Below are 21296 nucleotides of genomic sequence, written 5' to 3'. Positions count from 1 at the left end.
CAGGCCAATTGACAGATCATGCAAAAGAAGCGGATACGGATTTCGCCTAAAGATTAACTTATTGAAATATAAGTAAAAAATATCAATTCAAAGCTGGCATGCAGGGTGCAACGATTGATTGCATCTTTCATCAACCGCAAGGAATTGAAAAATGACCGACATCAACAAAGAAGCGATCTCTGTACTCAATGACCTGATTGAAACCAGTAAAGACGGTCAGGAAGGGTTCAAGACTTGCGCTGAAGACATCAAGAATCCAGAACTGAAAAACCTGTTCGTTCAACGCTCCACCGACTGCGCCACTGCCGCTGCCGAACTGCAGGCCACCGTACGTTCCCTGGGTGGCGATCCGGAAACCTCCACCAGCGTCAGCGGCGATCTGCACCGTCGTTGGGTCGACGTGAAGTCGATGTTCACCGGCAAGGATGAAGAGGCGGTGCTGAACGAAGCCGAGCGCGGTGAAGACCACGCGTTGAAGGCCTACAAGGAAGCGCTGGAAAAAATCAACAAGCACAACCTGGTGGGCATTCGTGACATCGTTGAGCGCCAATATCACGGCGTGCAACGCAACCACGATCAGGTGAAAGTCCTGCGCAACCAGGCTCGCGCACGCTCGTAAGCGTTCGTGATCTGTCAAAAACGCCAGCCAGTCTGGCGTTTTTTGTGGTCGGGTCGCAGGATCTACCGAAGGCGGCGATCCTTTTGGAGGCTTGCGATCAGCCGATGCTGATCGCCGGTAACGTCGGCAACGTCACGGTCTGTTGCTTGCGCGGCGCCAGAATCTCCGCCTCGCCATCCACCACCAGCTCGTCGCGCTGGTTGAACACTCGAGTGGCGATGCGCACACGAAACTTCGGCAATTTTTCGAGAATCTCCAGGCGCACAGTCAGCGTGTCGCCAATCTTCACCGGCTTCTGAAAGCTCATCTGCTGACCGATATAGATCGTCCCCGGTCCAGGCAACTCGCAAGCCACCGCCGCGCTGATCAACGCGCCGCTGAACATGCCGTGGGCGATGCGTTCCTTGAACATGGAGGCAGCGGCGAATTCGGCGTCCAGGTGCACCGGGTTGTGGTCGCCGGACATCGCAGCGAACAACTGAATGTCGCGCTCTTCGACGGTTTTGCTGTAGCTGGCGGTCTGGCCGATTTCGAGGGCTTCGTAAGGGGTGTTGGTAACCTGGGTCATCTGTCTCGATTCCTGTGACGAATTAAATGAATCCACAAAAAAACTATTCGGTTCTGGGTGGCCGGCGGTTGCTCAAGGCCTGGGCGATCCAGTTCAGCACGTCGGCAGTCACTTCATCGCGATTGCTCTCATTGAACAGTTCGTGCCGGGCCTGCGGGTAAATATTCAAGTGCAGGCTCTGGCAGCCAGCGTCGCGCAGGACATGGGCCAGATCTTTCAGACGTTTGCCTTCGCTCACCGGATCACATTCGCCGCCAATCACCAGCAGCGGCAGGCCCGGATCGATCTGGGCGAGATTGGACGCTTTGCTGATTTGCTGCAAGCCGCCGAGCAAATCGATCCACAATTGATTGGTGCAGCGAAAGCCGCAGAGTGGGTCGTTGGCGTACTTGTCGACCTCGGCCGGGTCGCGGCTCAGCCAGTCGAACGAGGTGCGTGCCGGTTTGAATTTCTTGTTGAACGAGCCGAACGACAGCCATTCGATCAACGCACTGCGACCCTTGGGCCCCTGGCGCAGGCGTTCGAGACGAGCAATCTGCCGCGCTGCGCGATAGAGCGCCACGGGCTGGAAGTTCGAGCCGCTGAGAATCGCACCGTGCAGGCTGGCGCTGTGGTGCAGCAAGTAAGCCTGGGCGATGTAGCTGCCCATGCTGTGGCCCAACAGCACGATCGGCACGCCGGGATGCTGCTGGCCGATATGTTGGTTGAGGCTGGCCAGGTCACCGACCACTTTGCACCAGCCATCGTTGTCGGCGAAGTGGCCCAGCGTGCCGTTGTCGGCGGTTTTGCCATGTCCACGCAGGTCCGGTGCGTAAACACCGTAGCCCTGTTCGCAGAGCTTTTCTGCCAGACGAGCGTAGCGACCGCTGTGTTCCGCCATGCCGTGGACCAGCAGGATCACGGCTTTGAGCGGCGCAGCCGGCAGCCACTGGTTGACGTAGAGGCGGCTGCGGTCGCTCGCGGTCAGCCAGAAAGTGTCATGGATCATGGCGATTCCTTTGCATGGGGCGGCATGGGGGATGGGCCTCGTTGCATTGTATAGCGCATCCCGCGCGCGGTCTGATCAGTCCGCGCCGGGGCAGTAAGATTCACGGGATCAATGAGGACCGTGCGCATATTTGCCTGATTCACCATAGCTGCTAGTGTCCGGGAAGCACCGCTTTTCAGAAGTGATAGAAAAAGCGGCCTCGGATAGATTCAGGTAATGAGGACAAGAACAATGCAACCTGATTTCTGGAATGACAAACGCCCGGCCGGCGTGCCCCTGGATATCGACCTCGGGGCCTATAAGTCGGTGATCGAGGTGTTCGAGCGTTCCTGCAAGAAATTTGCTGACCGCCCGGCATTCAGCAACATGGGTGTGACCCTGACTTATGCCGAGCTGGAACGCTATAGCGCCGCGTTCGCCGGTTACCTGCAAGCCCACACCGACCTGGTGCCGGGGGATCGCATCGCGGTGCAGATGCCCAACGTCCTGCATTACCCGATCGCCGTGTTCGGCGCCTTGCGTGCCGGGCTGATCGTGGTCAACACCAACCCGCTGTACACCGCGCGGGAGATGCGTCATCAGTTCAAGGACTCCGGTGCCCGGGCGCTGGTGTACCTGAACGTGTTCGGACAGAAGGTCCAGGAAGTGCTGCCTGACACCGACATCCAGTACCTGATCGAAGCGAAGATGGGCGACCTGATGCCCACCGCCAAGGGCTGGCTGATCAATACCGTGGTCGCCAAGGTCAAGAAAATGGTCCCGGATTATTCACTGCCCCAGGCCTTTTCCTTCAAGAGTGCGCTACGTCTGGGCCGGGGCCTGGGCATCAAACCGCTGAACGTCGGTCTCGGCGACATCGCCGTGCTGCAATACACCGGCGGCACCACCGGGCTGGCCAAGGGCGCGATGCTGACCCACGGCAACCTGGTGGCGAACATGCAGCAGGCGCGGGCATGCCTCAGCCAGCTGGGTACCGACGGTCAGCCGCTGCTGCGCGAAGGCCAGGAAGTGATGATCGCGCCGCTGCCGCTGTACCACATCTATGCCTTCACGGCGAACTGCATGTGCATGATGGTGACCGGCAACCACAACGTGCTGATCACCAATCCACGGGACATCAAGGGCTTCATCAAGGAACTGAAGAACTGGCGATTCTCGGCGCTGCTGGGGCTCAACACGCTGTTCGTCGCACTGATGGACCATCCCGACTTCAAGACCCTGGATTGCTCCAGTCTCAAACTCACCAACTCCGGCGGCACGGCGCTGGTCAAGGCCACCGCCGAGCGCTGGGAACAGCTCACCGGTTGTCGGATCACTGAAGGTTACGGCCTGACCGAAACCTCGCCAGTGGCCTGCACCAACCCTTACGGCGAGAAGTCGCGCATAGGCACGGTCGGCCTGCCGGTGCCGGGCACGACCCTGAAAGTGATCAACGATGAAGGCGTCGAGCAGCCGCTGGGTGAACGTGGCGAACTGTGCATCAAGGGTCCGCAGATCATGAAGGGTTACTGGCTCAAACCCGAAGCCACCGCCGAAGTGCTGGATGCCGAGGGCTGGTTCAAGTCCGGCGATATTGCGGTGATCGACCCGGACGGTTTCGTGCGCATTGTCGATCGCAAGAAAGACATGATCATCGTCTCGGGCTTCAACGTGTACCCGAACGAGATCGAAGACGTGGTGATGGCCCATCCGAAAGTCGCCAACTGCGCGGTGATCGGCGTGCCGGACGAGCGTTCGGGGGAGGCGGTGAAGTTGTTTGTGGTGGCCCGTGAGTCGGGGGTCAGCCTTGAAGAGCTGAAGGCCTACTGCAAGGAAAACTTCACGGCGTACAAAGTACCCAAGCACATCGTATTGCGTGAGTCGTTGCCGATGACGCCGGTGGGCAAGATTTTGCGGCGGGAGTTGCGTGATATCGCCTGATCGTTGAAGGGCCGCGCTTCGCGCGGATCGCGGGCAAGCCTCGCTCCCACAGGTTCAGTGGCGTTCATTTCATGAATGACGCGAACAGTAGGAGCGAGGCTTGCCCGCGAAGATTTTATGAGGATGAAAGTCCCGATTTCAGCGGCTTTCAAAGGTTTATAGGTTTTTTGCTCTAAAATGACTGCTTATTTGTCTTGAGTCATTAAAGTGACTGTGGAGGCTGATTTAGGCTCTAGTCGGCCCTTGGCAAAGCTGCTACTCTCGGCGCGCTTTGTGACTTCTCGGCCTGTGTAAAGCCAGACTCACCTATAAAACACACCAATAATAATCGCATCAAATGCGGTGTTGAATTCGCGTTGCTGAGGAGTGGGCTTCCATGATCGAAGACTTTTGGAAGGATAAGTACCCAGCTGGAATTGCTGCCGAGATCAATCCAGACGAGTACCCGAATATTCAAGCAGTGTTGAAGCAATCCTGCCAACGCTTCGCTGACAAACCGGCATTCAGCAACCTGGGCAAGACAATCACTTACGGTGAACTGTACGAATTGTCCGGTGCCTTTGCCGCTTACCTGCAACAGCATACCGATTTGCAGCCGGGCGATCGAATCGCCGTGCAATTGCCCAACGTGTTGCAGTACCCGGTCGCCGTCTTCGGTGCCATCCGCGCCGGGCTGATCGTGGTCAACACCAACCCGCTGTACACCGCGCGGGAAATGGAACACCAATTCAACGACTCCGGTGCCAAGGCCCTGGTCTGCCTGGCCAACATGGCGCACCTGGCCCAGACCGTGGTGCCGAAAACCGGCGTCAAGCACGTGATCGTCACTGAAGTGGCCGATCTGCTGCCGCCGCTCAAGCGACTGCTGATCAACAGCGTCATCAAATACGTGAAGAAGATGGTCCCGGCCTATCACTTGCCCAAGGCCATCAAATTCAACGACGTGCTGAGCAAGGGGCATGGCCAGCCAGTGGCTGAAGCCAACCCGGCCAGTAGCGATGTGGCGGTGCTGCAATACACCGGCGGCACCACCGGCGTGGCCAAGGGCGCGATGCTGACCCACCGCAATCTGGTGGCGAATATGTTGCAGTGCAAAGCGCTGATGGGCTCCAACCTCAACGAAGGTTGCGAGATCCTGATCACGCCGCTGCCGCTGTACCACATCTATGCCTTCACTTTTCATTGCATGGCGATGATGCTGATCGGCAACCACAACATCCTGATCAGCAACCCGCGCGACTTGCCGGCGATGGTCAAGGAACTGTCGAAGTGGAAGTTCAGCGGTTTCGTTGGTTTGAACACGCTGTTCGTTGCGTTGTGCAACAACGAAGCGTTCCGCAAGCTGGATTTCTCGAACCTGAAAATCACCCTGTCCGGCGGCATGGCCTTGCAACTGGCGGCGGCCGAGCGCTGGAAAGCGGTCACCGGTTGCCCGATTTGCGAAGGTTACGGCATGACCGAAACCAGCCCGGTGGCCACGGTGAACCCGAGCCAGAACATCCAGATCGGCACCATCGGTATCCCGGTGCCCTCGACCCGGTGCAAAGTCATCGACGATGCCGGTGTTGAGCAGCCGTTGGGCGGCATCGGTGAACTGTGTGTGAAAGGTCCGCAAGTCATGAAGGGCTACTGGCAGCGACAGGAAGCCACCGATGAAATACTCGACAGCGAAGGCTGGTTGAAGACCGGTGATATCGCACTGATTCAGCCCGATGGCTACATGCGCATTGTCGATCGCAAGAAAGACATGATCCTGGTCTCCGGTTTCAACGTGTACCCCAACGAACTGGAAGACGTGCTGGCGACCCTGCCGGGCGTGCTGCAATGCGCGGCCATCGGCGTGCCGGACGAGAAGTCGGGGGAGGCGATCAAGATTTTCATCGTCGCCAAACCGGGCGTGACCCTGACCAAGGAACAGGTGATGGAGCACATGCGTGCCAACGTCACCGGCTACAAGGTGCCCAAAGCGGTGGAGTTCCGCGACGCGTTGCCGACCACCAACGTCGGCAAGATCCTGCGCCGCGAGTTGCGCGACGAAGAGCTGAAGAAGCTGGGCCTGAAAAAAGTAGGCGCCTAGCCAAACAAAAGCCCCGCGGATGCGGGGCTTTTTGTTTAAAACAGTGTGAAGTGCGTTTTTGTGGCGAGGGAGCTTGCTCCCGCTCGGCTGGGCAGCAGTCGTAAAAGCAGCCCGCGGCCTGATTAGGTGAGTCGAGGTGCCTGATTTGGGGGCGCTACGCACCCCAGCGGGAGCAAGCTCCCTCGCCACAGGGGACTCTTTGATTGCTTGAGAGGATTACTGGCGGAACTGCGCAAAATTGACGTTGGTACCCGCCGGGCGCATGTCCTGCAGGTATGAGTCCTTGTCGGCGCTCAGTTCCAGGCTCAATGCAGCCTTGCGTTTGCCCTGGTTACGCACCACCAGGCCTTCCAGCTTTTCGCGCAGGAACACCGTCGGCACTTTCAGGTGCAGCAGTTCGTCGGTATCCGGGGTGTGCATCAGCAAGTGAATCCATTCGTATTGACCAATGGCCAGGCGCGCGACCGGGATATCGAACCAGAAAATATTGCGGTTGCGGTTCAATTCGGTGAAGTGGCAGTTGTTGATGCCAAGCACGGCACCGCCGAGTTCCTGGTTTCTGCGGGCAATGGCCTGTTTTTTATCGAGTTTCATAGCATTCCTACGGGATTGGATCTTCAGCGCCATGGCCTGAATACGTTGCGCATTCTCGGGGCAAAGCCCGCAAACATAAAGCCTAACCTGTGCAGAATCATGAAATGTTCTGTTGGAAAATAAATGAAACTCCGTACCAAAGCCCCCGGTCAATTCTTGTGTAATGACTTTCCCCGTTGAAATGTTCACAGGAGAAATACCATGAGCAGCACTGGCGATAAAGTTAAAGGCATGGCAAACGAAGCGGCCGGCAACGTCAAACAAGGCGTCGGCAAGGCCACTGGTAACGACAGACTGCGCACCGAAGGCGCGGTGCAAGAGAAGAAGGGCGAAGCTCAGCAAGCGATCGGCAAAGCCAAGGATGCGCTCAAAAAAGGCATCGATAAGGCGTAACCCGGCGTTTGACGAGTAATGTAAACGGCCATCCACGGATGGCCGTTTTTGTGTCAGCTTGAACTTGAGCAAGGAAATTGTTTCAAAGTCGCCAAGTAGGCTACTTTGTTGTAGAAAACGGCCCCCTGAGTCGCCATGACATCCACCTTTTTGCGGCGAAAGGAGACGCTAATGTTTTTCCCGACCATGAAAGGTCTGCCCCTGCATCGCGTGATGATGCGTACGGTCACCGAGTTCGTCGCTGACGAGATGTCGACCTATGCCTCGGCGCTCGCCTATCAGATGCTGTTCTCGCTGTTTCCTTTCATTTTGTTCCTGATCGCCCTGATCGGCTTCCTGCACTTGCCGGACTTCTTCTCCTGGCTGCGCCTGCAATCGGAACTGGTGCTGCCGCCCCAGGCGCTGGAACAGGTGAACCCGGTGATCGACCAGCTCCAGCAATCCAAGGGTGGTTTGCTCTCGGTGGGTATTGTGATCGCCCTGTGGACCGCGTCCGCCGGTGTGCGGCTGATGATGAGTGCGATGAACGCCGCGTACGACGTGGTCGAAGGCCGTCCGATCTGGAAGCGTTTTCCGTTGTCGATTTTCTACACCATCGGCATCGCCGGCATGCTGCTGGCCGCCGCTGCGCTGATGGTGCTCGGGCCGCAGGTGATGGCCTGGATTGCGTCGCAAGTGGGCCTCGAAGATTTTATCGTGACGGTCTGGACCATCGCGCGTTGGCCGGTGATCGTTATTCTGTTGATGATGGCGGTGGCGTTGATTTATTACGTCATGCCCGACGTCAAACAAGAGTTTCGCTTCATCACCCCGGGTGCGGTGTTGTCTGTGGTGGTGTGGATCGTCGCTTCGCTGGGCTTCGGTCTGTACGTTAAAACCTTCGCCAACTACAACGCCATGTATGGCAGTATCGGCGCGATCATCGTGTTGTTGCTGTATTTCTATATTTCCGCCGCGGTGCTGCTGCTCGGAGCGGAAATGAACGCGGTGATCGAGCACATGTCGTCCGAAGGCAAGAAACCTGGCGAAAAGGTGCACGAAGAACCCAAACAGCATGTGTCAGGACTGGGACGAGATCACTCAATCCAGCCGACCACTGACGAAGTCATAAAATGATCCGTGAAATTCTGAAAATGGGCGATGAACGCCTGCTGCGCATCGCTCCACCAGTGCCGGCGGAAATGTTCGACAGCGCCGAATTGTGGCAACTGATCGACGACATGTTCCAGACCATGGAAAGCGTCGGCGGGGTCGGCCTGGCCGCGCCGCAGATCGGTGTCGACCTGCAACTGGTGATCTTCGGTTTTGAGCACAGCGAACGCTATCCCGACGCTGAAGCAGTGCCGCAGACGATTCTGATCAATCCGCTGATCACGCCATTGAGCCCGACCCTCGAAGAAGGTTTCGAAGGCTGCCTGTCGGTGCCAGGCCTGCGCGGTGCGGTGGATCGCTATCAGCAGATTCGCTATGAAGGCTTCGATCCCAAGGGCGAGCCGATCGTGCGCATTGCCTCGGGATTTCATGCGCGGGTGGTGCAGCATGAATGCGATCACCTGATCGGCCGGTTATACCCCTCGCGTATCACAGACTTCAGCAAGTTCGGGTTTACCGAAGTGATGTTCCCGGACCTTGATCCGACCGCGGACGACTGACCGCCGCAAAACCAATGTCCCACATTTGATCTTCATGGATATTTAATGTGTCGGTTCCAGGCCCATGGCAATCATCGGCTTGCTGCGCGCATAACGGCTCAATCGTTCGGCCAAGGCGTAGGGCAGGGGTGGGTCGAAGGTAAAACCGCGACGCTCATAAAAGCCACGCAAATCCGGATGGCAGAACAGCCAGACCGGTTCTTCAAGGTGCTTGACAGCATGAGCGATCAACGTCGCGGCGATCCCTTGTTCGCGACAGCTCGGGTCAACAAACAGCCCGGTCAGCCAATGCCCGCCGGCCACCGGCCGCAAACACAGTGCCGCGATGATCTCTTCACGTTTGGCGACCCACAATTGAGCGTCTCGCACCGCTTTCATCGACGATTGGTGGGCGCGGTAAAACTTGTTCATCAACGGCCATAATGGCTCGTCGAGCAAGGTGTACTGGGTGTTGGGCATGGGCTCGGACAGTCGGTGGGCAGGGCGCAGATTATAAAAGAACACGCGCGCCGGGATAGGTGTATACCTGATCTCACATCCCCTGTGAGTGGAGTACGCATCATGTCCAAAGGTATGGATTCAAAGAAAGCCGCGAAGAAAAAGCCGACGAAAACCGCGATTGAAAAACGCGCGGACAAGAAGGCCAAGAAAGTGAATGTGTTCGGCCACTGATCCCGCGTCCACGGAGCCCGAGCCCTCGGGCTCCTGTTTTTTGCGTCTATCGAAATAACCAAACAATCTGCAAGAAATCCCGGCGCCGTAGCACAGAGGGGGACTGGTTCCCGTTCTGAGCAAAGCCATGCCCCATTACTTCGACGCTGCCCACCGTAAAGAAATCGAAACCCTGCGCCAACGTTTCACTGCGCGCACCGAGTGGCCAACCTGGCTGCTGCTGATCGGCGTTTACGTCGGCTGGTTCAGTATTGTGCTGGGCAGCGCCCGGTTGGGGCTCTGGTGGAGCACGTTGTTGCTGACTCCACTGCTGGTGTTGTGGTTGTCGGTGCAGCACGAATTGCTGCACGGCCATCCCACCCGTTGGCCAATGCTGAATAAAGTCCTCGGTTATGCGCCGTTTGCGGTCTGGTATCCCTACACCTTGTACCGCGACAGCCATTTGCTGCATCACCGCGACGAAGACCTGACCATCCCCGGTCGCGACCCGGAAAGCCGTTACCTGAGCGCTGAACAGTGGCAGCGCAGTTCGCTGTTCGAACAGGGCCTGCACTGGCTGAACAAAACCGTGCTCGGGCGCTTGGTCCTCGGTGCGCCACTGGCCTTGCTGGCGCTGGCGCGGGAGGAGCTGCAACGGCTGAAAACGGGTGAGCGCCAAGCCTGGTTAATGTGGCTGAGCCACGGTGCGTTGACTCTGTTGTTGCTGGCGTTCATCGCACGCTACAGCGTGTTGCCGGTCTGGCAGTACCTGTTGCTGATCAGCGTGCCGGCGCTGTCGATTGCGATGATTCGCTCCTACTATGAACACCGTCCCCGTGCACAACCGGAGCAACGCACTGTCATCAATGAGGCGGCTTGGCCGTGGCGCTGGCTGTTTCTGAACCTCAATCTGCACTTGGTGCACCACGACTTGCCGGGGCTGCCCTGGTACGACTTGCCACGGGTGTACCGCGCGCATCGCGAGCAATGGCTGGCGCGCAGTGGCGGGTTTCTGGTGCAGGGTTATGGCCAGTGGGTGCGTCAGCATGGGGTGAGGCCGATTGACAGCCCGCGGCATCCGTTTCACTAATTGCGCATGAGTTCCCCTGTGGCGAGGGGGCTTGTCCCCGTTGGGCTGCGAAGCGGCCCTAAAACCTGCAATCGCGGTGTATCAGGTACACCGCATGCAATGGTTTTACGACTGCTGCGCAGCCGAACGGGGGCAAGCCCCCTCGCCACACAGGCTCTCCTACAGGGGACTTTCGTTGTATGGGAATGTTTCGATGACACAACACCTCGCAGAACTACTGATGTACATCGCCCCCGAGCCGATCCGCCAGGCCAACGAGCGTTGGCTGACGCAGATCGTCGAACGCCTTGGCAGCACTCGCCTCGATGCCGAAGGGCTGTCGCTGATGGACCTTTGGCTATCCCCGCATCTGCTGCTGACCCAAACCTGCGGCTACCCCTTGATGACCGCCTTGCGCGGTCGCGTCCGGGTCATCGGTCGTCCTCGCTATGAACTCCCGGACAGCAACGGCGGCAGCCATTGCAGCCTGTTGCTGATTCGCGCCGATGACCCTCGAAGGGCCTTGGCGGCCTTGCGCGGCAGCCGTGGTGTGATCAACGGCGAAGACTCCAACAGTGGCATGAATCTGTTGCGTCACCGACTGGCGCCGCTGCACCGCGACGGGCAGTTTTTTTCCCGTGTCGCCATCAGCGGCAGCCACCGCGAAAGCCTGCGTTGGCTGCGTGAGAACCTGGCGGACCTGGCCGCCATCGACAGCGTGACCTTCGCCTACCTGGCGCAGTATGCCCAGGCAGAACTCACGGGCCTGCGAGTATTGGCGCGCACGGCATTCAGTCCGACGTTGCCATACATCGCAGCCGCAGGCACCACGGATGAGCAGGCTGAACAGCTTCGACAGGTGATGAATCAGACGTTGAAGGAACTGCCCGACGTCGCCGAGACATTGGGTCTGCAAGAAGTGTTGCCCGCCAGCGAGAGCGACTATCAGGTCGTGCTCGACTACCAGCAAGAGGCCGAAGCGTTGGGGTATGGTCGGTTGCGATGAGGCTTGAGGATTGTGCCGACAGTCCCATCAATCGCGGGCAAGCCACGCTCCCACAGAGTTTCGGTGGACTTGTGGGAGCGTGGCTTGCCCGCGATAGCGATGTATCAGGCGCCATTTATGTAAATTCATTTATGGAATATAAAAATTCTTTTTAAGTATTTTTAACGAATAAGGCTCCTTGCTAGGATCGCGCCACCGGATCACCGGACATTCAGCGACCCCTAGCCCAAGGAGCCCCTATGTCCGGCGCCAACCTTTCCCATCGCAACGACGTGGGCGGATTGTTCCGCGCCCACTACACCTGGCTGTGCTTACGTCTGCGCCGACATCTGGGGGCCAGTCCCAGTGTCGAAGACATTGCCGCCGAAACCTTCGTGCAATTGCTCGAGTCGCCAGGCCTGGCGCCGATTCGCGAACCCCGCGCCTTGCTCACCACCATCGCCCGGCGATTGATTTATCAGCTGTGGCGCCGCCGGGATCTGGAGCGCCAACACCTCGAGCAATTACTGCCGGGTGACCCGGTCGGCGGGCCATCGCCTGAAGACCTGGCGCAGTTCTCCCAGACCCTGAAGCGCCTGGATCGAACCCTCGACCGCCTGCCAGGCAAGGTCAGGGCAGCGTTTCTGTTGTCGCGAGTCGACGGCCTGACCTACCCGCAAATCGCCGCCGAACTGGGCATTTCCCAGCGTTCGGTCAGCGTTTACATGACCCGTTCCCAGGCGCTGTGCGCGCTGCACAGCGCCAACGAACCCCTGAACCGAACGTCCTTGAACCGAACACCCCAGACCCGGAGGTCCGCATGAGATCGATCAAAAACCTGCTCGGCAGTTCGCTGCTGGCCCTGAGCCTTGTGGCTGGCCATGTTCCCGCCGTTGAAAAACACACACCCATCCATTTCGGCGACATCACCTGGGAAAGCGGCAGCCTGATCACCGAGATCCTGCGGCTGATCGTCGAGAAAGGTTATGGCTATCCGACCGACACCTTGCCTGGCAGCACCGTCAGCCTCGAAGCCGCGTTGGCCAAGAACGACATCCAGGTGATCGGCGAAGAGTGGGCCGGGCGCAGTCCGGCTTGGGTCAAGGCGGCATCGGAGGGCAAAGTGTTTGGTTTGGGCGATACCGTCAAAGGCGCCACTGAAGGCTGGTGGGTGCCGGAATACGTGATCAAGGGCGACCCGGAACGTGGCATTAAACCCTTGGCGCCGGAGCTGAAATCCGTCGCCGACCTAGTCCGCTACAAGGACGTATTCCGCGACCCCGAAGACCCAAGCCGCGGACGCTTCCTCAACAGCCCGACCGGCTGGACGTCGGAGATCGTCAACAGCCAGAAACTCAAGGCCTATGACCTGACCGCCAGCTACGTCAACTTCCGCACCGGTTCCGGCGCGGCGCTGGATGCCGAGGTCGCTTCATCGATCCGCCGTGGCAAACCGGTGCTGTTCTACTACTGGTCGCCGACGCCACTGTTGGGGCGCTTCAAACTGGTGAAACTCGAAGAGCCGTCGTTCGACGCGCAAGCCTGGAAAACCCTGGCCGATGCTAATCATCCGAATCCCAAGGGCACGCGTTCGATGCCGGCCAGCCTGGCCATCGGCGTGTCGGCACCGTTCAAGGTGCAGTACCCGGACCTGGTGGCGTTCTTCGAAAAGGTCGATTTGCCGATCGATCTGCTGAACCAGACGCTTGCGCAAATGAGCGAAAAACGCCAGCCACCGCGTCAGGTCGCCGAAGCGTTTTTGCGCGATCAGCCGCAGGTGTGGAAGGGGTGGGTGCCGGGTGAGGTGGCCACGAAGGTGAGTTCGAGTTTGTAGTCCAGCAGAGTTTGACAGATAGCTATCGCGGGCAAGCCCGCTCCCACAGGGAACAGTGGTGACCTTGTGGGAGCGGGCTTGCCCGCGAAGCGATCTAAAGCCTTACGCTAACTCCGCCGCCAACGCCGCTTTCACGCTTGGCCGCTGATCATTGCGCGCTTGAAACCGTGCCAACGCCGGCCATTGGTTCATATCAATCCCGAACAAGGGCGCCCAACGCAATACGGTAAACAGATACGCGTCGGCAACACTGAACCGGCCGGCCATCAAGTAATCCTGCCGCTCCAGTGTCCGGTTCAACACGGCAAAACGCTTGAACAGCTTCTCTTTGATGAGCGCCTTCACCTCGTCCGGAAACTGCGGATTGAACAGCCAACCCAGCCCACCATGAATCTCGGTCGAAACGAAGTTCAACCATTCCTGTAACCGCACCCGCTCGAACGTTCCGCTCGCCGGTGCCAGGTTTGCCTCCGGGTGCAGATCCGCCAGGTACTGCAGGATCGCCGGGCCTTCGGTCAGCACATCACCGTTATCCAGTTGCAATGCCGCGACGTAGCCTTTGGGGTTGATGGCGAGGAAGTCATCGCCGGTGACGGTTTTCTTGCTGCTGTTGTCGACGCGGACCAGCTCGAATGGCAGCTCCAGTTCACGCAGCACAATGTGCGGCGCCAATGAGCAGGCTTGCGGGGCGTAATACAACTTCATGGGCAGGGCTCTGGTTGCGGATTTGCGCCAGTGTCATAGTGCGCGGCACCCTCGGTAAAATTAATCTTTCAGAAAACTACCATTAGGAAAGCTACTGCCATGATGAACCTGATGCATTGGCGAATGGTGGTGGCGGTGGCCGATACCGGCAACATTACCCGCGCCGCTGAGCGGGTCGGCATGACCCAATCGGGTGCCAGCCAGGCACTGGCCTTGATCGAAGAAACCCTGGGCGTTCAGCTGTTCAGCCGGGAAAACCGCCAGACCTTGCCAACCGCCATTGGCTTGCCGGTGATCGAACAGGCGCGAACCATGCTCGGTGCCCTGGAAAATATTCGCAGCACCGTCGACGCCGCTAAAGGCATCCAGCGCGGGACGATTCGTCTGGCCAGTTTTCCTTTGGTGCTGGCGACCTTTCTGCCGCCACTGCTGCGCCAGTTCAATCGGCTGTATCCCGGCATTCAAGTGGTGGCGCTGGAGGTCAGCGACGATGAAGTGGAAACGTTGCTCAGTGCCGGGCTGGTGGATGTCGGCGTGGCGTTGAACCCGGCGCCCGCGCGCAATGCCGGGCGTTTGGGGCGTGATGCCTGGGTGGCGGTTCTGCCTGGTGGCCATCCTTTGGCGCGTCGCTCGAACGAAGAGGGCGTCTCACTGGTGGAACTGGCGGAGCAACCCTTTGTGCTGGCCACGGGGGGGTGTTCGACCAATGCCCGCAGCCTGGCGGCTGATGCCGGGTTGCAATTGCTGGATGTGCGGGCCGAGGTGCGAGAGTGGAGCAGTGCGTTCACCTTGGTGCGGGAAAACATCGGTGTAACCCTGGTACCGGAAATGACCCTGCCGACCCATCGCCAAGGCCTGCGGATAGTGCCGGTGACGCCGCGTATCGATCGCGAGTTTGCCTTGGTGGTTGCGCCCGACAAAGCACCAACGGCAGCAGTGCAGGCGCTGTTGGATATGCTCGCGGACCGTCCGTTATCGCCTGACGAGTCGGCGAGTTGGAAAACGTCCATTGGTGGGTAATATCGGTCGCAATCCATGTGGGAGCGGGCTTGCCCGCGATGGCGGCGTCACATTCACACATTCGTTGACAGACATTCCGCTATCGCGGGCAAGCCCGCTTGTGTCTTGCGCCGGAGCTGGGCCGGGTAAATCGTTCAGGTGCAATCAAGGCACGCCATTACAGGCGTGTGCCATGAACCCCGGCCGCAGCGCCAGTCGTTGGCAATAGGCGTCGACGGCGGGGTAGTCCGGACGCTCCATCGGGGTCATGCGCCAGCGGTTGACCGACAAGCCGATGAGGATATCGGCCAGGGTGAACCGAGGTCCGGCGACATACGCACCGGTCGACGCGAGTTGCTGTTCGAGGATGCCCATTTTCGCGTTCCAGCCGCGAACGCCATCGGTGATCCGCTGCGAGTCCTGGAAGTTCGGCAATTGCCGCACCAGCGCAAAAAAGGCGTAGCCCCAGGACGGATTGAGTTCGGTGGCTTGCCAGTCCATCCATTGTTCCACGCGAGCGCGAGCCGCCGGCTCGATGGGCAACAGATCGGTGTTTTGGTATTTGCCGGCCAGATAGCGGCAGATGGTGTTGGACTCCCACAGCACGCCGGCTTCGTCGATGAGCACCGGCACCTGTGCGTTAGGGTTGAGCTGGAGAAACTCCGGACGCTGGGTCGAGGCAAAACCGCTGCCCCAGTCTTCCCGTTCGTAGGAAACGCCCAGTTCGTCGCAGGTCCACAGGACCTTTCTGACGTTGATTGACGAGGCCCGACCCAAAATCTTCAGCGCATGTCCCATTGAGCTTCTCCGTTTGCTGTTACAGGTGCCGAGAATCTAGCACGAGCAAAGGGACGATTGCGTATCAGGTACTCTCGCGCACCTTCAATTCAAACCCCATGTCTTGCACCGGCTTGGCCACCGAATTGCCGGCCATCAAGGTCAGCATCAACTCCGCCGAACGCCGGCCGATGGCTTCTCGCGGGGTGCTGATGCTGCTCAACCGCGGGACCATGTGGGCCGAGGCCGGCAGGTCGTTGAAGCCGAGGATCGCTACTTGTTCGGGGATCTTGATGCCGCAGCGCAGGGCTTCGAGCAGTGCGCCTTGGGCCAGGTCGTCGTTACCGAAGAAAATCGCATCGACCTGCGGATGACTGGCCAGCAATTGCAGAAACAGCTCACCGCCCAAACCGACGGAGGAGGGGCGTGGGGTCAGCACTTCCAGATCAGGATCATACAAACCGGCCTTTTGCAGCGCACGACGGAAACCTTCGCCTCGCAGCAGCGTGCGCTGATCCAGTTGCGCACCGATGTAGGCCAGGCGTTTACGACCACGGGAAAGCAAGTGCTCGGCCGCCGTTTCGCCAGCGGCCAGTTGCGAAAAGCCGACGCAATTGAGTCCCGCCGCACTGTCCAGTTCCATCATGTAGACGCAGGGAATGTTGCTGGCCTCGATCATCCGCCGCGAACTTTCGGTGCGGTCGAAACCGGTCAGCAGCAAGCCGCGAGGCTGATAAGCCATGTAGTTGCGCAGCAGGTTTTCTTCTTCCTCGCGCGAGTAATGGAAGTTACCGATCAGCACTTCGAAGCCCTTGGGTCGCAAAACCTGATGGATGGCTTCCAGCGTGTCGATGAACAGCAAGTTGGACAACGAGGGCACCAAGACCACGACAGAATGGCTCTGGGCCGAGGCCAGCGCGCGGGCGGCGGGGTTGACCACGTAGTTCAGTTCGAGTGCGGCCTTCTGGACTTTTTCCACCAGTTCGGTGGCCACCGTGCTGACGCCACGCAGGGCGCGGGAGGCGGTAATCGGGCTGACACCGGCCAGGCGTGCGACTTCGTTGAGGGTGGGACGGCCAGTGGTGCGTGTATTTTTATCGTTTTTAGGGGTATTCATCGGACGGCTTGCCAAACAAAATTCAAGGCACTAAGGTAGCGCTGTCTCGATGCAGCTGCAAATGCGTCAGCGGGGTTTGCCTGATCCTCGTTTTTCGGTATCGAGAACGAACATGCTGCAACCCACAAAAATGACAAGAAGGCGTCGGCAACATCTGCTTTTGCACTAGCGTTCTACGTAGCAAAGGTAGCGCTGTCTGCGCGCTGAGGTGTTACATGAATCATCCCATCACCGCCCTGGTCATCATGGGCGTTGCCGGTTGCGGCAAGACGTGCGTCAGCCAGACCTTGTGCCAGCTCAGCGGCGCGACCGCCATTGAAGGCGACACTTTCCACCCTGCCGCCAATATCGAAAAGATGAGCGCGGGTATCCCCCTGAACGACGAAGACCGTGCCGGCTGGCTCGACAGCCTGTGCGATGAGCTGCGCCGCGTCGATGCCCGCGGCGAGCGCCCGGTGCTGACCTGTTCGGCCCTCAAACACAGTTACCGCGAACGCTTGCGCAGTGCCATGCCGGGCCTGGGCTTTGTGTTCCTTGAGCTGACCCCTGAAGTCGCCGCTGATCGTGTCTCCCATCGGCCGGGCCACTTTATGCCGTCGACTCTGATCGACAGCCAGTTCGCCACCCTTGAATCGCCCGTTGGTGAGCCGCTGACCCTGGCTCTGGATGCTTCAAGTTACAGCGTCGACGAATTGGCCGCTCAGGCCCACCGTTGGTGGCTCGATCACGGCTTGAAACTCGCCAGTTGAGTTTTGCTGAAAAAGATAGCGCTGTCCTGACGGCTTCTGAATAACCGCTTTAATAACAACAACAAACAGGAGACACCCCCCATGTTTGGCATGTCCCACGAGACGTTTCTGCTGCTCGATGCAGTGGTCACGGTGATCGGCTTGATTTTCCTGATCACCAAATTCAAGTTTCACCCATTCATTGCATTGATCATCGCCGCTGCGTTCCTCGGGCTGACCTCCGGCATGCCGATCGGCACCATCATCAAGGCATTCCAGGACGGTTTTGGCGGCGTTCTCGGTTTCGTCGGGATCATCCTGGCGTTGGGCACCATGCTCGGCAAAATGATGGCCGAGTCGGGCGGGGCGGATCAGATTGCGCAGACCCTGATTCGAGCCTTCGGCAAGGACAAGGTGCAGTGGGCCATGATGTTCGCGGCCTTCCTGGTCGGCATCCCGCTGTTCTTCGAAATCGGCTTCGTGCTGCTGATCCCGCTGGTGTTCATCGTCGCCCGTCGTACCGGCGTGTCGATCATCAAGATCGGTATCCCGCTGCTGGCCGGTCTGTCCGCCGTGCACGGCCTGGTTCCACCGCATCCGGGTCCGTTGCTGGCCATTGGCGTGTTTGGTGCCGACATCGGTAAAACCATTCTCTATGGCCTGATCGTTGCGCTGCCGACCGCCATCATCGCCGGTCCGATCTACGGTACGTTCATTTCCAAGTACATTCCCGGTCATCCGAACCAGGAGCTGGTGGACCAACTGGCGCGCGAGTCGGATTCCGCCGATCTGCCGAGCTTCGGCATTACCCTGGTCACCGTGCTGTCGCCTGTGTTCCTGATGCTGCTCAAGACCTTTGCCGATGTGGTGCTGCCGGACGGCAACTTCTTCCGCACCTTCATGGACCTGGTCGGTCACCCGATCTCGGCCCTCTTGCTGGCGTTGCTGCTGTCGCTGTACACCTTCGGCTACAAGCAGGGCATCGGTTCGCAACAGATGCTCAAATGGCTGGACTCGAGCCTTGCGCCGACCGCCGCGATCATCCTGATCATCGGTGCCGGTGGCGGCTTCAAGCAGATGCTGGTAACCAGCGGTGTAGGTGATGTGATCGGTCACATGGCGGTGGCTGCACAGATCTCGCCGATCCTGCTGGCCTGGCTGGTGGCGGCGGTGATCCGCATCGCGACCGGTTCAGCGACCGTGGCGACGATTACCGGCGCGGGTATCGTGGTGCCGGTGGTGGGGATGATTCCGGGTGTGAACCGCGAGCTGCTGGTGCTGGCAACCGGTGCCGGTTCGTTGATCCTGTCTCATGTCAACGACGCCGGTTTCTGGCTGGTGAAGCAGTACTTCAACATGACCGTGGCGGAAACCTTCAAGACCTGGACTGCGATGGAAACCATCCTGTCTGTGGTGGGCCTGGGCTTTATTCTGCTGTTGTCGTTGTTCGTCTAAACACACCGCAAAACCAAATGTGGGAGCGAGCCTGCTCGCGATGAGGGCTTAACATTCAACGAAGATGTTGAATGTAAGTCCGCCATCGCGGGCAAGCCCGCTCCCACAGTGTTTTGTATTAGCCGTTGGTTTTTGCGACCAACCCATCCGCCCGGAACATCCCGCGAATCCCGCGTACGGCCTGACGAATCCGGTCCTGGTTTTCGATCAGTGCGAAGCGCACATGATCGTCCCCATATTCACCAAACCCGACACCCGGCGAGACGCAGACCTTGGCCTCGGCCAGCAGCTTCTTGGCGAATTCCAGCGAACCCAAGTGCGCATAAGCCTCGGGAATCTTGGCCCAGACGTACATCGACGCTTTCGGGTTTTCGACCATCCAGCCCAATTCATGCAGGCCTTTGACCAGCACGTTGCGCCGCTGCCGATATTGCTCGGCAATGTCTTTGACGCACTGCTGATCGCCTTCCAGCGCCGCGATGGCCGCGACCTGCAGCGGGGTGAAGGTGCCGTAGTCGTGGTAACTCTTGATCCGCGCCAGGGCGCTGACCAGTTCCGGGTTACCGACCATGAAACCGATGCGCCAGCCCGCCATGTTGTAGCTCTTGGACAGGGTGAAAAACTCCACCGCGATGTCCTTGGCGCCGGGCACCTGCATGATCGACGGGGCTTTCCAGCCGTCATAGACGATATCGGCGTAGGCCAGGTCGTGCACCACCAGAACGTCGTACTGTTTGGCGAGGGCGATCACCCGCTCGAAGAAGTCCAACTCCACGCACTGGGCGGTGGGGTTGGACGGGAAGCCGAGGATCATCATTTTCGGTTTCGGGATCGAGCCGCGAATCGCCCGTTCCAGTTCAGCGAAGAAATCCACGCCAGGAATCAACGGCACCGACCGCACCTGGGCGCCGGCAATCACCGCACCGTAGATGTGAATCGGGTAGCTCGGGTTCGGCACCAGCACGGTGTCGCCCTGGTCGAGGGTGGCCAGCATCAAGTGCGCCAGGCCTTCCTTGGAGCCGATGGTGACGATGGCTTCGTTTTCCGGATCGATGTCGACTTCGTAGCGATCCTTGTACCAATTGGAAATCGCCCGGCGCAGGCGCGGAATCCCTTTGGACGTGGAGTAGCCGTGGGTGTCTTCGCGTTGGGCGACGGTGACCAGTTTCTCGACAATGTGCGGCGGCGTGGCCCCGTCGGGGTTACCCATGCTCAAGTCGATGATGTCTTCGCCACGACGACGGGCGGCCATCTTCAGCTCGGCAGTGATATTGAATACGTAAGGGGGGAGTCGATCTATGCGCGCAAAGCGGCGCGGCGAACCTTGGTCTGCCATTGTTGCCTCGGATGACGTAAGCGCCCGGAACCGTCCGAGCGACGCTGGCCACTGCGGTGGCCTGTGGCGGAATGTAAGGGCAGCTGTGGCAAACTGTCCAGCCTCTACGTGAACAATTTTTTCCGAAGGAAACGGGTTGATGGAATTTACCAGTGGCTTCCTGCTCAGCCTCTCACTGTGCCTGGACATCGGCGTGGCCAATATCGCGATGATCACCCTGGCGATGCAGCGCGGCTATTTTCAAGGCTTTGCCCTGGGGCTGGGGACTTGCGTCGGTGACCTGATTTACGCAGTGCTGGCACTGGCCGGGATGACCGTATTGCTGCAGTACGAAACCGTACGTTGGGTGTTGTGGATCGGCGGGTCGGCGTTGCTGCTGTATTTCGCGGCGAAGATGATTCATTCGGCGATCTACCATAATGCGGTGTTGGCCGAGACCGCCGACGTTGGCCACAACTCCCATCGCAAAGAGTTCTTGCGGGGGATTTTCCTCGCCATGTCGTCGCCCAGTGCGATTCTCTGGTTCGCCGCGGTGGGCGGCACCCTGATTGCCCGTTCCGGTGGCGGCGGCACCCTCAGCTCGGCGTTGTTTCTCGGTGGATTTCTCTGTGCGGGAATTCTCTGGTGCGTCACGCTGTGCTTCGCGGCGAGCCATGGCGGCAAGTTGCTCGGAGACAAACTGCTGCGTTATTCCTACATGGCATCGGCCGCGATCTTCTGCTATTTCGCGGTCTACGTGATTCTATCGGGTTACAACGAGTTTATCGGTGCACCCACCGCCGGGCAGCTTCCGGGGCTCTGACTGGGCGAATCGGGTTTGGCTTCTATA

22 protein-coding genes are annotated in these 21296 nt (G+C 59.1%); 14 read left to right on the top strand and 8 right to left on the bottom strand.

The genetic code is table 11. The annotated features are described in order from the left end of the window. Positions 1–151: 151 nt before the first annotated feature. Positions 152–619 carry a PA2169 family four-helix-bundle protein gene (locus J3D54_RS01680; protein WP_253416440.1) on the top strand — a complete coding sequence of 156 codons (468 nt, stop codon included), beginning with the start codon at positions 152–154 and terminating at the stop codon, positions 617–619. Positions 620–716: 97 nt separating this feature from the next. Here J3D54_RS01680 and J3D54_RS01675 read toward each other — a convergent pair whose 3' ends face one another. After that, entirely contained in the window at positions 717–1187 is a 471-nt protein-coding gene (locus J3D54_RS01675; RefSeq protein WP_253416439.1) for a MaoC family dehydratase, read from the bottom strand. Between the two features lie 43 nt (positions 1188–1230). Next, on the bottom strand, positions 1231–2175 hold the full coding sequence (locus tag J3D54_RS01670; protein ID WP_253416438.1) for an alpha/beta hydrolase: 945 nt from the start codon (positions 2173–2175) through the stop codon (positions 1231–1233). A gap of 231 nt (positions 2176–2406) precedes the next feature. Here J3D54_RS01670 and fadD2 point away from each other — a divergent pair, with 231 nt between their 5' ends. Both fadD2 and fadD1 read left to right on the top strand, forming a co-directional pair. Continuing rightward, the gene (fadD2, locus tag J3D54_RS01665; protein ID WP_253416437.1) at positions 2407–4095 is read left to right on the top strand and encodes a long-chain-fatty-acid--CoA ligase FadD2; all 1689 of its coding nucleotides are present in this window, start codon (positions 2407–2409) and stop codon (positions 4093–4095) included. Positions 4096–4471: 376 nt separating this feature from the next. After that, entirely contained in the window at positions 4472–6172 is a 1701-nt protein-coding gene (gene fadD1, locus J3D54_RS01660) for a long-chain-fatty-acid--CoA ligase FadD1 (RefSeq protein WP_253416436.1), read from the top strand. A 216-nt stretch (positions 6173–6388) separates the two neighbouring features. Here fadD1 and J3D54_RS01655 read toward each other — a convergent pair whose 3' ends face one another. After that, a complete protein-coding gene (locus J3D54_RS01655; protein ID WP_253416435.1) occupies positions 6389–6766 on the bottom strand; it encodes a hypothetical protein in 378 nt (125 codons plus the stop codon). 201 nt (positions 6767–6967) lie between these two features. Here J3D54_RS01655 and J3D54_RS01650 point away from each other — a divergent pair, with 201 nt between their 5' ends. From J3D54_RS01650 to def, 3 genes are all read left to right on the top strand, one after another. Continuing rightward, a complete protein-coding gene (locus J3D54_RS01650; RefSeq protein WP_253416434.1) occupies positions 6968–7159 on the top strand; it encodes a CsbD family protein in 192 nt (63 codons plus the stop codon). Positions 7160–7330: 171 nt separating this feature from the next. Then, the gene (locus tag J3D54_RS01645; RefSeq protein ID WP_253416433.1) at positions 7331–8275 is read left to right on the top strand and encodes a YihY/virulence factor BrkB family protein; all 945 of its coding nucleotides are present in this window, start codon (positions 7331–7333) and stop codon (positions 8273–8275) included. Beyond that, positions 8272–8811: a peptide deformylase gene (gene def / locus J3D54_RS01640; protein WP_253416432.1), complete on the top strand. Its 540-nt coding sequence runs from the start codon at positions 8272–8274 to the stop codon at positions 8809–8811. Before J3D54_RS01645 ends, def begins: the two co-directional genes overlap by 4 nt. A gap of 42 nt (positions 8812–8853) precedes the next feature. On the opposite strand, the gene J3D54_RS01635 is transcribed toward def, so the two are convergent. Beyond that, positions 8854–9270: a GNAT family N-acetyltransferase gene (locus J3D54_RS01635; RefSeq protein WP_253416431.1), complete on the bottom strand. Its 417-nt coding sequence runs from the start codon at positions 9268–9270 to the stop codon at positions 8854–8856. Positions 9271–9610: 340 nt separating this feature from the next. On the opposite strand from J3D54_RS01635, the gene J3D54_RS01630 reads away from it, so the two are divergent. The 4 genes from J3D54_RS01630 (at position 9611) to J3D54_RS01615 (ending at position 13350) form a co-directional block, all read left to right on the top strand. After that, a complete protein-coding gene (locus J3D54_RS01630) occupies positions 9611–10552 on the top strand; it encodes a fatty acid desaturase (RefSeq protein ID WP_253416430.1) in 942 nt (313 codons plus the stop codon). A gap of 193 nt (positions 10553–10745) precedes the next feature. Next, positions 10746–11537 (top strand): phosphate/phosphite/phosphonate ABC transporter substrate-binding protein, encoded by a 792-nt coding sequence (locus J3D54_RS01625; protein WP_253416429.1) that lies wholly within the window; start codon positions 10746–10748, stop codon positions 11535–11537. A gap of 239 nt (positions 11538–11776) precedes the next feature. Continuing rightward, positions 11777–12340: a sigma-70 family RNA polymerase sigma factor gene (locus J3D54_RS01620; RefSeq protein ID WP_253416428.1), complete on the top strand. Its 564-nt coding sequence runs from the start codon at positions 11777–11779 to the stop codon at positions 12338–12340. Continuing rightward, the gene (locus J3D54_RS01615) at positions 12337–13350 is read left to right on the top strand and encodes an ABC transporter substrate-binding protein (protein ID WP_253416427.1); all 1014 of its coding nucleotides are present in this window, start codon (positions 12337–12339) and stop codon (positions 13348–13350) included. The genes J3D54_RS01620 and J3D54_RS01615 overlap by 4 nt, the downstream gene beginning before the upstream one ends. Positions 13351–13452: 102 nt before the next feature. On the opposite strand, the gene gstA is transcribed toward J3D54_RS01615, so the two are convergent. Beyond that, a complete protein-coding gene (gene gstA / locus J3D54_RS01610) occupies positions 13453–14055 on the bottom strand; it encodes a glutathione transferase GstA (protein ID WP_253416426.1) in 603 nt (200 codons plus the stop codon). Positions 14056–14154: 99 nt separating this feature from the next. On the opposite strand from gstA, the gene J3D54_RS01605 reads away from it, so the two are divergent. Next, entirely contained in the window at positions 14155–15075 is a 921-nt protein-coding gene (locus J3D54_RS01605; RefSeq protein ID WP_253416425.1) for a LysR family transcriptional regulator, read from the top strand. Positions 15076–15219: 144 nt separating this feature from the next. Here the strand turns inward: J3D54_RS01605 and J3D54_RS01600 are convergent, their stop codons facing one another. Further along, positions 15220–15852 (bottom strand): glutathione S-transferase family protein, encoded by a 633-nt coding sequence (locus J3D54_RS01600; protein ID WP_253416424.1) that lies wholly within the window; start codon positions 15850–15852, stop codon positions 15220–15222. A gap of 64 nt (positions 15853–15916) precedes the next feature. After that, the gene (locus tag J3D54_RS01595; protein ID WP_253416423.1) at positions 15917–16948 is read right to left on the bottom strand and encodes a LacI family DNA-binding transcriptional regulator; all 1032 of its coding nucleotides are present in this window, start codon (positions 16946–16948) and stop codon (positions 15917–15919) included. Between the two features lie 215 nt (positions 16949–17163). On the opposite strand from J3D54_RS01595, the gene J3D54_RS01590 reads away from it, so the two are divergent. After that, positions 17164–17697: a gluconokinase gene (locus J3D54_RS01590; protein WP_253416422.1), complete on the top strand. Its 534-nt coding sequence runs from the start codon at positions 17164–17166 to the stop codon at positions 17695–17697. Between the two features lie 81 nt (positions 17698–17778). Continuing rightward, positions 17779–19131 (top strand): GntP family permease, encoded by a 1353-nt coding sequence (locus J3D54_RS01585; RefSeq protein ID WP_253416421.1) that lies wholly within the window; start codon positions 17779–17781, stop codon positions 19129–19131. A gap of 118 nt (positions 19132–19249) precedes the next feature. Here J3D54_RS01585 and alaC read toward each other — a convergent pair whose 3' ends face one another. After that, positions 19250–20467: an alanine transaminase gene (alaC, locus tag J3D54_RS01580; RefSeq protein ID WP_253416420.1), complete on the bottom strand. Its 1218-nt coding sequence runs from the start codon at positions 20465–20467 to the stop codon at positions 19250–19252. A 139-nt stretch (positions 20468–20606) separates the two neighbouring features. On the opposite strand from alaC, the gene J3D54_RS01575 reads away from it, so the two are divergent. Next, the gene (locus J3D54_RS01575) at positions 20607–21269 is read left to right on the top strand and encodes a LysE family translocator (RefSeq protein WP_253416419.1); all 663 of its coding nucleotides are present in this window, start codon (positions 20607–20609) and stop codon (positions 21267–21269) included. The last annotated feature ends 27 nt before the right edge of the window (positions 21270–21296 follow it).

The sequence above is a fragment of the Pseudomonas sp. GGS8 genome (assembly GCF_024168645.1).
GTDB lineage: Bacteria > Pseudomonadota > Gammaproteobacteria > Pseudomonadales > Pseudomonadaceae > Aquipseudomonas.
Note: the sequence above shows the minus strand (reverse complement) of the source record. Positions and strands in the feature narration are given on the sequence as shown.